At 39.5% G+C, this 14,022-nt stretch carries 14 protein-coding genes; all 14 read right to left on the minus strand.

Translation table 11 applies throughout. The features are described 5' to 3' along the window. Positions 1-17: 17 nt before the first annotated feature. On the minus strand, positions 18-455 hold the full coding sequence (gene fliJ / locus H9648_RS09510) for a flagellar export protein FliJ (RefSeq protein ID WP_191753624.1): 438 nt from the start codon (positions 453-455) through the stop codon (positions 18-20). Continuing rightward, complete coding sequence (fliI, locus tag H9648_RS09515; RefSeq protein WP_191753625.1) at positions 455-1,771, minus strand: flagellar protein export ATPase FliI; 1,317 nt, start codon at positions 1,769-1,771, stop codon at positions 455-457. Before fliI ends, fliJ begins: the two co-directional genes overlap by 1 nt. Next, complete coding sequence (gene fliH, locus H9648_RS09520) at positions 1,768-2,565, minus strand: flagellar assembly protein FliH (RefSeq protein ID WP_191753626.1); 798 nt, start codon at positions 2,563-2,565, stop codon at positions 1,768-1,770. Before fliH ends, fliI begins: the two co-directional genes overlap by 4 nt. Next, positions 2,558-3,571: a flagellar motor switch protein FliG gene (gene fliG, locus H9648_RS09525; RefSeq protein WP_066393658.1), complete on the minus strand. Its 1,014-nt coding sequence runs from the start codon at positions 3,569-3,571 to the stop codon at positions 2,558-2,560. Before fliG ends, fliH begins: the two co-directional genes overlap by 8 nt. Positions 3,572-3,585: 14 nt before the next feature. Then, the gene (gene fliF, locus H9648_RS09530) at positions 3,586-5,178 is read right to left on the minus strand and encodes a flagellar basal-body MS-ring/collar protein FliF (RefSeq protein WP_191753627.1); all 1,593 of its coding nucleotides are present in this window, start codon (positions 5,176-5,178) and stop codon (positions 3,586-3,588) included. Between the two features lie 81 nt (positions 5,179-5,259). Then, positions 5,260-5,559 carry a flagellar hook-basal body complex protein FliE gene (fliE, locus tag H9648_RS09535; protein ID WP_191753628.1) on the minus strand — a complete coding sequence of 100 codons (300 nt, stop codon included), beginning with the start codon at positions 5,557-5,559 and terminating at the stop codon, positions 5,260-5,262. Positions 5,560-5,571: 12 nt separating this feature from the next. Continuing rightward, positions 5,572-6,018 carry a flagellar basal body rod protein FlgC gene (gene flgC, locus H9648_RS09540; protein ID WP_191753629.1) on the minus strand — a complete coding sequence of 149 codons (447 nt, stop codon included), beginning with the start codon at positions 6,016-6,018 and terminating at the stop codon, positions 5,572-5,574. A 2-nt stretch (positions 6,019-6,020) separates the two neighbouring features. Then, positions 6,021-6,407, minus strand: a complete 387-nt coding sequence (gene flgB / locus H9648_RS09545; RefSeq protein ID WP_144700791.1) for a flagellar basal body rod protein FlgB — start codon at positions 6,405-6,407, stop codon at positions 6,021-6,023. Positions 6,408-6,866: 459 nt separating this feature from the next. Beyond that, the gene (gene codY, locus H9648_RS09550) at positions 6,867-7,646 is read right to left on the minus strand and encodes a GTP-sensing pleiotropic transcriptional regulator CodY (RefSeq protein WP_066393642.1); all 780 of its coding nucleotides are present in this window, start codon (positions 7,644-7,646) and stop codon (positions 6,867-6,869) included. Between the two features lie 24 nt (positions 7,647-7,670). After that, complete coding sequence (gene hslU / locus H9648_RS09555; RefSeq protein WP_191753630.1) at positions 7,671-9,065, minus strand: ATP-dependent protease ATPase subunit HslU; 1,395 nt, start codon at positions 9,063-9,065, stop codon at positions 7,671-7,673. A gap of 20 nt (positions 9,066-9,085) precedes the next feature. Next, the gene (hslV, locus tag H9648_RS09560; RefSeq protein ID WP_137789675.1) at positions 9,086-9,625 is read right to left on the minus strand and encodes an ATP-dependent protease subunit HslV; all 540 of its coding nucleotides are present in this window, start codon (positions 9,623-9,625) and stop codon (positions 9,086-9,088) included. Positions 9,626-9,649: 24 nt separating this feature from the next. Next, positions 9,650-10,555 carry a tyrosine recombinase XerC gene (gene xerC, locus H9648_RS09565; protein ID WP_191753742.1) on the minus strand — a complete coding sequence of 302 codons (906 nt, stop codon included), beginning with the start codon at positions 10,553-10,555 and terminating at the stop codon, positions 9,650-9,652. A 61-nt stretch (positions 10,556-10,616) separates the two neighbouring features. Further along, positions 10,617-11,921: an FADH(2)-oxidizing methylenetetrahydrofolate--tRNA-(uracil(54)-C(5))-methyltransferase TrmFO gene (gene trmFO / locus H9648_RS09570; RefSeq protein ID WP_191753631.1), complete on the minus strand. Its 1,305-nt coding sequence runs from the start codon at positions 11,919-11,921 to the stop codon at positions 10,617-10,619. A 13-nt stretch (positions 11,922-11,934) separates the two neighbouring features. Then, positions 11,935-14,010 (minus strand): type I DNA topoisomerase, encoded by a 2,076-nt coding sequence (gene topA, locus H9648_RS09575; protein ID WP_191753632.1) that lies wholly within the window; start codon positions 14,008-14,010, stop codon positions 11,935-11,937. Positions 14,011-14,022: the final 12 nt, after the last annotated feature.

A 14,022-nucleotide genomic window follows, 5' to 3' on the forward strand; every position in this document is an offset into this window, starting at 1 on the left:
TTAATCACCTGATTTTTTTATGACTTCGCAAAACGCAAAACCGAAAATTCGTCGTTCTGCTTATTCTCATAAGAAGCAACTTCCACTTTATATGCGCTGAGTTGTCTTTCTTTTAGCTTTTCGTATTTTTTCACTTCAATGGTCTGCTGCAATAAACTTTGCTGGATGACCTGCATTCTTTCTCTTGCTCTTTGTAACAGCGGCTGTAATTCTTTGATCTTGTTCGTCATGGATAAAAGAAAACGCTGTGTATTCTGTAGATCGTTCACCACGATTTTCTGCTGAAAAGTATAATTCGATTGGTTCTCAATGTCTTCTTTCCTTTTAAGTAGGCTGTATATCTCTTCTGCTATGCCTTCAAACGCTTGTACAGCTTCTCCTAATTCTTGTTCAATCGATTCTTTTTCTTTTTGTTTAACAGACAATACTTTTTCCATAGAAAAATGAAATGACATCAACGTTCATCCTTCCCAAATTCAATCAACAGCCGCTCTAGAGCTTGTTCGTAACTAACATCTTCATCTACTTGCTGCTTTAGGAATGCTAGAATGTTAGGGTACATCTGTATCGCTTCATCCACTGATTTAGAGGATCCCCTCTTATATGCGCCAATGCTGATCAAGTCTTCTGCTTCGACATAGGATGATAGAAGTTCTCGAAGACGTTCAGCCGCTTGACGATGCTCTTTCGGAACGATATCGTTCATCACCCTGCTTATACTCTTAAGAATGTTAACTGCTGGAAACTGCCCTTTATTAGCTAAGGATCGATCTAAGATAAAGTGTCCATCCAGAATACCTCGAACCGTATCTGAGATCGGCTCGTTGAAATCATCTCCATCTACTAAAACCGTGTAAAAGGCAGTAATCGTTCCATTCTTATTCGTTCCAGAGCGTTCTAATAATTTCGGAAGAACCGCAAATACGCTTGGTGTATATCCCTTTGTTGTAGGAGGCTCACCAACAGCTAAGCCGATCTCACGTTGCGCCATAGCAACGCGAGTTACTGAATCCATCATCAACATGACGTTCTTGCCTTGGTCTCGGAAATATTCGGCGATACTCGTTGCTGTCAATGCACCTTTTATCCGCATTAAAGCCGGTTGATCTGAAGTCGCAACGATTACAATAGAGCGCTTCAAACCTTCTTCACCTAAATCTCGTTCAATAAAATCAAGAACTTCGCGCCCTCGTTCACCGATTAGAGCGATAACATTTAGGTCTGCTGTCGAATTACGTGCCACCATACCAAGCAACGTACTCTTACCTACTCCACTTCCGGCAAAAATACCCACTCGCTGGCCTTTACCGACCGTTAACAAACTGTCGATCGACCGAATACCGAGCTGAATGCTTTCATGAATTCTAGGTCTTTCCATCGGATTCGGCGGCTCGTTCTCTGAAGGATAACGAAACAACCCGCGAGGCAGAGGAGATCCATCTAAAGGAACCCCCATACCATCTAGTACTTTTCCGATCAAAGAAGGCCCAACCTTTATTTCTAACGCTCGATGTGTGGCTTCTACCAAACTGCCAACAGCAATATTCTTTACATATGTAAATGGCATCAACAAGACATTCTCTTCCTGAAACCCAACTACTTCTGCTTTGATTCTTTGCTTGTTGTTCCCAGTGTGTATATAACAGACATCGCCGATTGACGTTTTAGGTCCTTTTGATTCGATCATTAGCCCAACTACCCTGATTACTTTTCCATATCTTTTATATGAATCAAGTGATTGAAGGGAGTCGATCATATGTTCAACGTTCATTGATCTGACACCTCAAGTTGCTCTAGCAGTTTTTCTCTGATCTCTTTTAACTGAACGTCGAGTGTTGCGTCGATCTTTCCAAAAGGAAACTCGATTATTGCACCATTCTCAGTTAAGTTCTCGTCTGGATAGATGAAAAGAGTCGCTGTCGATTGAAGCATGTTCTTTAGTTCCTCACGATAGTTTTGCGTAAGTTCAAACCATTGTGGTGGAACGTAAAGCTTGATCTCTTCAAACTCTCGAGCTTCTTTTACAAGTTGTTTTACGATAGCAATCCACGTTTCAGGTGCTTCAACAAGCTTTTTACCTAAAATTTTCTCAGCGGCTGCCATGGCAAGGATGACCATTTGTGGCTCGGCTTCACTCAAGATGTTATGGTAGTCGTTTCTTAACGTATCCATAAAGCTTTTGACTTCATTTAATTGCGCTGCCCAGCTTTCGTGACCTTGTTCTAAACCATTTTGAAAGCCAGCATCGTATCCTTCATTCTTCGCCTGTTCATAAGCCGCTTCTAACTTCAACTTCCAAGCGGCCTCTTCATCAGCTAATCTTTTGAATTGCGCTGCCTTGTAATTTTCTACTTCCTTTGTTATAGAAGCTGCTTCGCTCTTTGCTTCTTCTAGCAAGGTATACGCTTGATTTTTTAAACGGATGACCTTTGACTCTTCATCCTCATCCTCTAAACTTGCGTGGTTTCTCGTGTTAAATAATGAAAGTGCTTGAATACCGATCACTATTTCATTTTTTTTAGCTTTCTCTTTGTGATCGTGAAAAGATTTTATGACTTTAGACAATCACATCATCTCCTCCGCCTCGAGCGATCACAAGCTCTCCGGCTTCTTCAAGTCTTCTAATGGTTCCAACGATTCTAGACTGAGCTTCTTCAACATCACGAAGTCGAACAGGTCCCATAAACTCCATTTCTTCTTTAAAGTTCTCAGCCATACGTTGTGACATGTTATTGAACATCACTTCTTTTACTTCCTCGCTAGATGCACGTAAAGCAAGAAGCAGATCTTCATTTTGCACTTCACGAATAACTCTTTGAATCGCACGGTTATCAAGCGTAACGATATCTTCAAATACAAACATTCGTTTCTTGATCTCTTCCGCTAACTCAGGATCTTGAATTTCTAACGCATCCAGGATCGTCCGTTCGGTGCTTCGATCTACACCGTTTAAGACCTCGACAACGGCTTCAACTCCACCAGCTTGGGTGAAATCCTGTGTAACGGTAGCAGATAACTTTCTTTCTAAAATCTGTTCCACTTCATTGATCACTTCAGGAGATGTTCGATCCATCAATGCGATCCTTTTAGCTATATCAGCTTGCATCTCTTGCGGAAGTTCAGAAAGTATCTGACCAGCCTGTGAAGAATCCAAGTAAGACAGAATCAGAGCAATCGTTTGCGGGTGTTCGTTTTGAATAAAGTTTAATATTTGACCGGGATCTGCTTTTCGAGCGAAGTCAAAAGGTCTCACTTGTAACGTTGAAGTTAAACGATTGATGATCTGCATCGCTTCGTCTTTACCTACCGCTTTCTCAAGTACCGTCTTCGCATAGCCGATTCCACCTTGGGTAATATAATCTTGAGCTAGAGCTAACTGATGAAATTGTGTGATAATCTCATCCTTTAAAGTTGAATCTACTTTTCTTACTTGTGAGATTTGAAGGGTTAATCTCTCAATCTCTTCTTCACTCAAATGTTTATATACTTGGGCAGCCACATCTGGACCTAAAGAAATAACGAGGATTGCCGCTTTCTCTTTACCAGATAGTTCTTTCATACCTTTTGCCATCGTTCGTTACCTCCTTACTCCTCTGAAAGCCATGTTCTTACTAGCTTGGCGAATTCTTCAGGCTTTTCTTTTGCCATTCGTTCTAACTGCTCCTTACGAACTGTTCCCTCAGACCCTTTTTCTTGGTTTACATCTGGTACATAGTAAGATTCTTGAGGCTCATCCATCTGGAATTCTTCAATCTTACTTTCGGTCTCTGTTCTTCTTTTTCGAGAAAGCAAGAAGATTAATAGAATAATTACGATTAATAAGACTCCACCAACTATGTAGATCCATAACGGAATACCTTTAGAAACAGCAGTTGTTTCTTGCTTCCCGTTGAACGGCTGTGCAGATACAAATATTTTTTCTTGAATATCTTCTTCTGATAATGTTTCGTTTATATCTTTTGAGATACTCGTTCTAACGATCGCACTCAATATTTGTTCAATATCATCTAATCGTTCTTGTGGTAACGATTCTGGTTTGTTTGGAGTCGGTGGCTCTACCATGACTTGAATGCCTAGATCTCTTATTTCATACGGACTCTCCACGATTTCTTTACGTATCTTGTTCACTTCGTTATTGATACGTTCTTCTACTTTTTCATAGTCTCCGTTTGAGCCAGCAGCTGAGCCTGGATAGGTAGGTACCTCTTGATCACCCGTTCCTCCGACTCCACCTTCTCCAGCACCTTCTCCCGTAAACGTCTCTCTTATTCGCTCAACGCTTACTTCGATACCTTTCATGTTTTCTTTATCAACAGGTTCTACAATATTCTCTTCACGTTTTTCTTCCGTAAAGTCAATATCTGTTGTCACTGTAGCAACTACTTTACCTTGTCCCATGATTGTTGATAACATCTGTTGAACTCTTCGTTGTAAGTCTCTTTCAACATCCTGCTTGATCTTTCTTTGCTCTTCATATTTTGAAGCTGAAGCAGTAGAGTTTACAGCATTCAAATCATAATAATTAAAGTATTGATCCGTAATGACGATATTTTCCATAGGAAGGTTGCTCACACTCTTTGAAACGAGATGATAGAGTGCTTTTACCTGATCTTCATTTAATTTCGCACCCGCTCCTAATGATAGAACAACAGAAGCTGAAGCTTTTTCTTCTTCTTGGTTTACCCACACACTGCTTTCAGGAAGGGTGATCATAACGCTCGCATCTTCAACCCCGTTGATGCTTTTAATTAAACTAGCTATCTCTGTCTGTGTCGCTTCTCTCTCTAAAACACCAAACTCTTTGTCTGTTATTCCAAAACCTGATTTCTCACCAAAATATGAAAAATCAATATTTCCACTTTCAGGCAATCCTTCCGCGGCAAGCTGCACTTGCAGATTGTTAACTTGTTCTTCAGGAACGAGTATGGTTTTGCCGCCATCTTGGACTTCATTCGCCACACCTTTGCCATTTAGATTCTCTTGTATTTGACCAGCTTCCTGAGGGGAAAGATTTGAATACAAAGGAACAAGTTTTGGTGTTGACATCATGACTGTTACAAAGATGAATGCTGCGATAATAAGAAAGATTCCACCGAGAATAAATCCCTTTTGTCCATTGGAACGAGTTTTAAATCGTTCTGTCGTTTGCTTGATGATGTTTTTCCATTTTTCTTTCATTTTTTCCCCCGATAAGCGCAATAAAAATTTTTAACAGTTACCCCCAAAATCGAATGCTAATATCGAATCATATAACAGAGCCTATACTTGCATCCTCATTATTTCTTGGTAGGCCTCAACAACTTTATTACGAATCTCTAGAGTCGTTTGCATCGTTACACTTGCTTTTTCAGCTGTGATCATCACTTGATGGAGGTTATCCATATTACCGTTCATCAAACCTTGAGTAGCTTGATTAGATTGGGCTTGTGTTTCACCCAACGTATCTAAAGCTCCTTTTAGGTAGCTCTTAAAATCTTCTTGAGCTTCATATGGTGTCACTTTTGCGACTGAAGCTGGATTACTGATGTTCTGAAGTGAACCAATTGAAATTTTGTCCATGTTTCAACACCCCTAACGGCCAATTTCTAATGCTTTTAAGTACATTCCTTTTGCTGCGTTTAGTGCAGTAACATTTGCTTCATACGATCGTGTAGCACTCATTAGATCGACCATCTCTTTTAGTGGGTCTACATTCGGAAGTTGAACAAATCCTTCTTCGTTCGCATCAGGATGTTCAGGTTGATAAACCGTCTTGAATGGCGTTTGATCATTGACGATACCATTCACTTTGACCCCAGCCATTTTTCCGTTATTAACAGCCTTATTAAACATGTTCTTAAAACTAGATTCACCAGAACCTAAAACGACCATTTTACGTCGATACGGTTCCCACACACCGTTCTTATATTCTCCGCGTGTCGAATCGACATTTGCCATGTTAGAGGAAGCAACATCCATCCTAAGCCGTTGAGCCGTTAAACCGGATGCTGATACATTCATTGCATCAAAGACTCCCATATTTATCTCCCACCTTTAACAACCATCTTAATTGAATTAAACTTTCCATTAATTCGCTGTACAAGTGTCTGATAATAAAGCTGATTTTTTGCTAATTCTGCCATCTCTTTATCTACATCCACATTATTTCCGTTGTGATTCATCACTGTATTCGTTTTTTCTCTTACACTAAAAGAAGAAGATGTTTCAGTACCGAATGAAAAATGACGCTGATCTGTTCGATGGGCTTGCAAGCTTTTTTTGAATTCCTGGTTAAAAACAGTTTCTTTAGCTTTATATCCAGGTGTGTCCACATTAGCTAAGTTATTTGAAATGGTCTTTTGTTTTAATGCTGATCCATCTAATGCCATCTCTAAATTTTTTATGACTGAGCCAGAGAACAAGTTCACCACTTCCCTCTTTTTTACTATAGAAGTTTCATATTATGTTAAATCTTACCTCACTATCATATTTTAAGTGATATATCCAAAAAGTGTCTATGTATTTTTTCCCAAACTGACTTTTTTCGATAGAAAGGACTATATTTCGACCATGACTTTATACCCAAATTGAAAACTAGTAATAAATTACCTGTATTTATACGGTTTTTGGTACCTCTTTACCACATTTGACCAACTCGACAATTATTTACAATTTAACACAATACATTTACATGGATAATAAAAATTGATAAAGAATTTGTATGTTTTCTATAAAAATTCTTACTGTCTCATTGCTCTCTAAAATGAACAACGATGACAAACAATTACTACCTTTTACATGTAAATATCTTATAGACCGTTTACTCTCGTTTTATTCAATAAAAAAACCAGCTCTGATTTTTCAGAACTGGTTTATATCACTAATTGTTATGAAGTTTTAAGCTTTTCGAGTTCAAGCAAGAATTTGTCGTTCAACACTTTGATATACGTACCTTTCATACCTAAAGAACGTGATTCAATTACACCAGCACTCTCTAATTTACGAAGTGCATTGACGATAACAGATCGTGTAATTCCCACTCTGTCTGCAATCTTACTTGCTACAAGCAATCCTTCGTTTCCTTCTAATTCTTCAAAAATATGTTCGATCGCTTCTAGCTCACTATATGATAATGAACTGATCGCCATTTGAACAACTGCTTTGTTACGAGCTTCTTCTTCGATCTCTTCCGCTTTTTCACGAAGGATCTCCATTCCAACAACTGTAGCACCGTACTCAGCAAGAACTAGATCGTCTTCTTCAAATGATGTAGATAGTCTTGAAAGAATAAGAGTTCCTAATCTTTCACCGCCACCTACGATTGGAACGATTGTCGTTAATCCCGTAGAGAATAAATCTTTGTTCTCTACAGGGAATGCCGTATAATCGCTCTCTATATCAATGTTTGAAAGAGACTCTGTAATGTTGAAAAGATTCTTTGTGTAATCAGTAGGGAATTGACGATCCTCGATCATCTTCTTCATACGCTCGTTCTCAATTTCTTGTTTAAGAGCGAGACCTAACAGTTTACCACGACGGCTGACTACAAAAATATTTGCTTCAATCACCGTACTAAGTGTTTCAGCCATCTCTTTAAAGTTTACTTGTTTACCACCAGTTTGTTGAAGCATCGAGTTGATACTTCTTGCTTTGTTCAATAAATTCATTGTATTTCTTCCTCCTACTGCATCCTATAATATATATTGGCTCAGATCCTTATTCTTTGCGATGTTAGCCAGTTTTTCTTCTACATACTCGGGTGTAATGGTAATTTGATCTAAGCTGATATCAGGCGCTTCAAAAGATAAATCTTCTAATAAGCGTTCCAATATGGTATGAAGTCTTCGTGCACCAATATTATCGGTGTCCTGATTCACTTCATAGGCAATGCTTGCAATCTTAGCAATAGCATCGTCAGAAAATTCAACATTTATACCTTCCGTACTCAATAGAGCTTTATACTGTTTTATGATCGCATTATCAGGCTCTATTAATATACGTGTAAAATCCTCAACAGACAAGCTATTTAGTTCAACTCTGATCGGAAATCTTCCTTGCAATTCAGGAATGAGATCTGAAGGCTTAGAAATATGAAAAGCTCCAGCTGCAATAAACAGGATATGATCTGTCTTGATCGAGCCATACTTCGTCATTACTGTAGAACCTTCAACGATCGGAAGGATGTCTCGCTGAACACCTTCACGGCTCACATCAGCAGAGTTTTGGTTCTTTCCTGCAATCTTATCGATCTCATCTATAAATATAATACCTGTTTGTTCGGTCTTGTAAACTGCTTCACTCGTAACATCGTCCATATCGATTAGTTTAGCCGCTTCATCTTGCGTCAATACTTTACGAGCTTCTCGAACAGTGAGTTTTCGCTTTTTCTTTTTCTTCGGCATTAGACCGCCTATCATGTCCTGCATGTTCATACCTACTTGTTCCAGACCCGAACCTTGGAACATGTCTAACATAGAAGGATTCTGCTCTTCTACTTCTACCGATACAAGATGATCCTCCATCTCACCAAGCGCAAGCTTCTGTGCCATTTGATTTCGTCTCTGTCTAAGATCTGAAACATCATCTTGCTGTGGCTTTTGTTCCTGTTCTTGATTACCGCCACCAAAGAACATCTCTAGCGGGTTTTTAAAGCTCGTTTCAGTTTTTTTACCAGGAACTAAGAGCTCTACAAGTCTTTTATTAGCATTTTGCTCAGCTTTGTCTTTTACATCATTCATCTTCAGCTCTTTTACAAGTCTTACTGAAGTTTCAACTAGGTCACGTACCATCGAATCAACGTCACGTCCAACATAGCCAACTTCAGTAAATTTAGTTGCTTCAAGTTTAATGAAAGGAGCTTGCGCTAGTTTTGCTAACCTTCTAGCAATCTCTGTCTTCCCTACACCAGTAGGTCCGATCATCAGAATATTTTTAGGTGATACTTCATCACGAAGCTTATCGTCGAGCAAACTTCTTCTATAACGATTACGAAGCGCAACAGCGACAGCTTTCTTTGCATCGTTTTGACCTATAATATACTGATCTAACTTTTCAACAATCTGTCTTGGAGTTAATTGACTGTTCATTGCAACCGCTCCTTTACTTTTTACAATTCTTCTAAAACAATCTCTGTGTTCGTGTAAACACAAATTTCGCCAGCAGTCTTTAAAGATGCAAGAGCGATTTCTTTTGCTGAGAGTTCAGGGGCATGATTCTTCAGTGCCCGACCTGCAGCTAGAGCATAATTGCCACCTGATCCAATCGCGAGAATCCCGTCGTCTGGCTCGATTACTTCACCAGTTCCAGAGATCAATAACATATGCTCTTCGTTCATTACGATTAGTAGAGCTTCAAGCTTTCTAAGAACTTGATCTGTTCTCCATTCTTTAGCCATCTCTACTGATGCACGCTGCAGATTTCCGCTGTATTCTTCTAACTTGCTCTCAAATTTTTCATAAAGCGTAAATGCGTCTGCAACCGAGCCTGCAAACCCAGCAAGCACTTTTCCTCCGAAAAGCTTTCTTACCTTCTTGGCAGTATGTTTCATTACAACTGCGTTGCCGAACGTAACCTGACCATCTCCAGTCATAGCGGACTTGCCGTTATGCTGAATCGCAAAAATTGTAGTAGCATGAAATGTTGACATTGAAAAATCCCTCCCTTTTTGTTTTTATGCTCGAGGATGCGCATTATTATAGATTTTTTTCAAATGACTTTTTGAAACATGTGTATAAACTTGTGTAGAGGAAAGATTAGCATGCCCTAATAGCTCCTGAACAGCTCTGAGATCTGCGCCTTCATTCAGCATGTGTGTCGCAAACGTGTGCCGCAAAACATGCGGGCTGATATGTATGGTAAGGGAAGATTCCTCAATTAGTTTATTTAATATAGTTCTTACGCCTCTCGCGGTTAAAGGTTCCCCTTTATAGTTTAAAAATAATGCATCCGACTTCTTTTCTGTTTTTTCTAGCAGCAGGTTGCGACCGTCCTGTATATACTTTTCAAGAGATTCTCTCGCGAACGATCCGATCGGAACATATCTTTCTTTTTTACCTTTTCCTTTAACAAGCGCTATCTCTACATTTAAATCAAGATCCTTTAACTGCATCTTACACAATTCACTGACACGAATACCAGTTCCGTACAATATTTCGAGGATGGCTTGATTTCTTTGTCCCATGGGGGTTGTAACATCAGACACATTAAAAAGCCTCTCCAACTCTTTTTCATAAAGAAATTGAGGAAGCATTCTTGCTTTTTTAGGGAGCGATGCCATAGCGAAAGGGTTATGTTCTTCAACGATCTTTTCGCGGTTTAGGAAACGATAAAAACTTCTCATCGCTGATATCTTTCTTGCTACTGTATTTCGAGCATACTTCTTCTCATGAAGAGTCACTAAATATTGCCTGACTAAAACATAAGAAACAGCAGCGAATCCTTCGATTGCTTGCTGTTTCAAAAAAGAAGTAAAATCATTAATGTCTTTTTCATAGTGTTCAATCGTATAAGGTGAACAGTTCTTCTCAATCATTAAATAATTCAAGAAATCCACCACGTGTTGGCGTTCTGATACCATTTCATACACCTCACAAAGCCCCTAAATCGTAACACAATTTAGGGGCTAAATCAATACATGTTCACAAATTTGTTATAAAATTCTGAATTGTTTCCAATGCTCTATCAGCTAGAGCTGTATTACGCTCTTGTTTATTTTTGATTCTCTTCTCAAGAGGTGGAAGAAGGCCAAAGTTAGCATTCATCGGCTGGAAATTATCCGGATTAGCAGTCGTAATATAATACGCCATACTTCCGATGGCTGTTTCTTTTGGGAAAACTGCTAGTTCTTCGCCATTAACTAACTTTGCAGCATTGATTCCTGCGATCAATCCTGAAGCAGCACTTTCAACGTACCCTTCAACACCAGTCATCTGACCTGCAAAGAAAAGATCTTTTCTTGCTTTTAACTGATACGTCTCTTCTAAGAGGCGTGGAGAGTTCAAGAACGTATTACGATGCATTACACCGTAACGTACTACCTCTGCGTTCTCTAAGCCAGGAATCAGTCTTAGAAGCTCTTTTTGAGGTCCCCATTTAAGGTGTGTTTGGAAACCTACAATATTATATAGAGTTCCTGCACTATTATCTTGTCTTAATTGAACGACCGCATAAGGAATCTTGCCTGTTTTTGGATCTTCGAGACCTACTGGTTTCATTGGTCCGAACAATAACGTTTTCTTCCCTCTTTTAGCCATAACTTCAACTGGCATACATCCTTCGAAAAAGATCTCTTTTTCAAATTCTTTTAGAGGGACTGTTTCAGAAGTGATTAACGCTTCATAAAAACGGTCAAATTCTTCTTCAGTCATCGGACAGTTTAGATAAGCTGCTTCACCTTTGTCGTAACGGGACTTTAGATACACCTTGTCCATATCGATGCTGTCTACTTCGATGATTGGTGCAGCTGCATCGTAAAAATAGAGATACTCTTCACCTGTTAATGAGTTTAGCGATTTTGATAAGTTATCAGAAGTTAGAGGTCCTGTCGCAATAATAGTTGGACCTTCAGGGATCTCTGTTACTTCTTCAGTGATTACCTCAACATTAGGATGATTCTTAACTCGCTCTGTCACAAGGCTAGCAAATTCGTGACGGTCGACCGCCAGAGCTCCACCAGCCGGAACTGCACAATCATCAGCTGATGAAATAATAACAGAGTTTAATTTTCTCATCTCTTCTTTTAGTACTCCGACAGCGTTAGTTAATGTATTAGCACGAAGTGAGTTCGAACATACTAGTTCTGCAAACTTCTCAGTATGATGAGCCGGTGTTTGTCTAACCGGTCTCATCTCGTATAGTTTTACTTGAATTCCTCGGCTAGCGATCTGCCAAGCTGCTTCACTGCCAGCAAGACCTGCTCCGATTACGTTAACATGTTGATTCATGAAGATAAACTCCTTACTTTGCTTCCTCTTCAGCATAATCGCAAGATACACATTGTACGACTTTGCCTTTTTTCGTTTTCTTTTCTACTAACATACTATTACACTTCGGACACGTTCTGGCAATAGGTTTATCCCAAGATACGAATTCACAATCTGGATAACGGTTACATCCATAGAAAAGTCTCTTTTTCTTACTTTTCCGCTCTACGATTGTTCCTTCATGACAAGTCGGACATGTAACACCGATATCTTTTACGATCGGTTTCGTGTTTCTGCAGTCTGGGAAGTTAGAACAAGCCATAAACTTCCCGAAGCGTCCCATCTTGTAAACCATCTCATGTCCACATTTCTCACAGTCTTCGCCGGCCGGCTCATCTTTGATCTCTACTTTTTGCATCTCTTCTTCTGCAATCTTTAGTTTCTTTTCAAAGCCTTTGTAGAAGTCATCGATGATCCTGATCCAGTTTTCTTTCCCGTCTTCTACTTCGTCAAGATCACTTTCCATCTTGGCAGTAAATTCAACGTTGAATACTTCAGGAAAGAATTCCAATGTCATCTCTAAAACAAGACCACCAAGTTCTGTTGGAACAAACTTCTTTTCGTCGAGAGCTACATATCCACGTTTTTGAATGGTATCAAGTGTTGGTGCATATGTTGACGGTCTGCCTATACCCAGTTCTTCCATCGTACGAACAAGCCGAGCTTCTGTATAACGTGGAGGCGGCTGCGTAAAATGCTGAGTTGGTTCAAGATCTTTCTTTTCTACTTTCATGCCTTCTTGAACATCTGGCAGAATACGATCTTCTTCTTTTTTCCCATCATCATTGCCTTCAACATAGACTTTCATAAATCCAGGAAACTTAACCTTTGATCCAGTCGCGCGGAAGTTGATTCCGTTGTTCTCTAAATCCACTGTCATCGTATCGAGAACAGCTGATGCCATTTGGCTCGCTAAGAATCGCTCAAAGACCAGCTTATATAATCTGAGTTGATCTCTTGAAAGATAATTCTTCAAATCACGTGGATGATACATGACAGAAGTTGGACGAATCGCTTCATGGGCATCTTGAGCGTTCTTTCCAGATTTCTTCTCCACTCTTGATTTGTTCACGAACTGCTCTCCATATTCTTTTTCGATAAATTCGGCAGCTTCCGTCTTTGCTGTATCAGATATACGTGTCGAATCTGTACGCATATAGGTGATCAGACCGACTGTACCTTCTTTACCTAGATCAATTCCTTCATATAATTGCTGTGCGAGCATCATCGTCTTTTTAGCTCGATAATTTAATTTCCTAGCCGCTTCTTGTTGAAGTGAAGAAGTGATGAAAGGCGGCGAAGGATTTCTGCGTCTTTCTTTTTTCTGAACAGAATCGATCTTAAACTGTTTACCTTTTATCGTGCTTAGGATCTCTTTCACTTCTTCTTCGTTGGAAAGTTCTTTTTTCTTGCCGCCAGTTCCGTAGAACTGTGCTTCAAAATCCTCTCCAGAAGCACTAAAGATTCCTTTAATCTTCCAATACTCTTCTGGTTGGAAAGCTTCAATCTCTTTCTCGCGTTCAACGATCAATCTGACCGCAACCGTTTGTACACGTCCGGCGCTCAATCCTTTTTTGATCTTCTTCCATAATAACGGACTGACTTTGTATCCTACTAGTCTGTCAAGCACCCTTCTTGCTTGCTGTGCATCAACTAAGTCCATATTGATCTTTCTTGGTCTTTTAAAAGAATCTTTTATCGCATTTTTTGTAATCTCATTAAACACAACTCTACAATCAGAATCTAAATCCATATCCAAACTGTGAGCAAGATGCCATGCAATTGCTTCACCTTCGCGATCCGGGTCAGCTGCGAGAAAGATGCGTTTTGCTTTTTTCGCTGCAGTTTTTAAGTCTTTTAAGATAGGACCTTTTCCACGGATCGTAATGTATTTTGGTTCATAGTTTGCTTCTACATCTACGCCAGTCTGGCTTCTTGGAAGATCACGAATATGTCCCATAGATGCTTTAACGTCATATTTGCTCCCTAGATACTTTTTTATTGTCTTTGCTTTGGCGGGAGACTCAACAATGACTAAATATTTTTCCATTTACAGTTTATC

This window comes from Fictibacillus norfolkensis (assembly GCF_014836645.1).
Classification (GTDB): Bacteria; Bacillota; Bacilli; order Bacillales; family Fictibacillaceae; genus Fictibacillus; species Fictibacillus norfolkensis.

Bases quoted from the DNA above. Each gene is read 5' to 3' on its own strand.
- xerC (WP_191753742.1), bottom strand. From the start codon at position 10,555: ATGGTATCAGAACGCCAACACGTGGTGGATTTCTTGAATTATTTAATG.
- hslV (WP_137789675.1), bottom strand. From the start codon at position 9,625: ATGTCAACATTTCATGCTACTACAATTTTTGCGATTCAGCATAACGGC.
- fliE (WP_191753628.1), bottom strand. From the start codon at position 5,559: ATGGACAAAATTTCAATTGGTTCACTTCAGAACATCAGTAATCCAGCT.
- fliJ (WP_191753624.1), bottom strand. From the start codon at position 455: ATGTCATTTCATTTTTCTATGGAAAAAGTATTGTCTGTTAAACAAAAA.
- fliF (WP_191753627.1), bottom strand. From the start codon at position 5,178: ATGAAAGAAAAATGGAAAAACATCATCAAGCAAACGACAGAACGATTT.
- fliG (WP_066393658.1), bottom strand. From the start codon at position 3,571: ATGGCAAAAGGTATGAAAGAACTATCTGGTAAAGAGAAAGCGGCAATC.
- flgC (WP_191753629.1), bottom strand. From the start codon at position 6,018: ATGGGAGTCTTTGATGCAATGAATGTATCAGCATCCGGTTTAACGGCT.
- codY (WP_066393642.1), bottom strand. From the start codon at position 7,646: ATGAATTTATTGAACAAAGCAAGAAGTATCAACTCGATGCTTCAACAA.
- topA (WP_191753632.1), bottom strand. From the start codon at position 14,010: ATGGAAAAATATTTAGTCATTGTTGAGTCTCCCGCCAAAGCAAAGACA.
- fliI (WP_191753625.1), bottom strand. From the start codon at position 1,771: ATGAACGTTGAACATATGATCGACTCCCTTCAATCACTTGATTCATAT.
- trmFO (WP_191753631.1), bottom strand. From the start codon at position 11,921: ATGAATCAACATGTTAACGTAATCGGAGCAGGTCTTGCTGGCAGTGAA.
- hslU (WP_191753630.1), bottom strand. From the start codon at position 9,065: ATGAACAGTCAATTAACTCCAAGACAGATTGTTGAAAAGTTAGATCAG.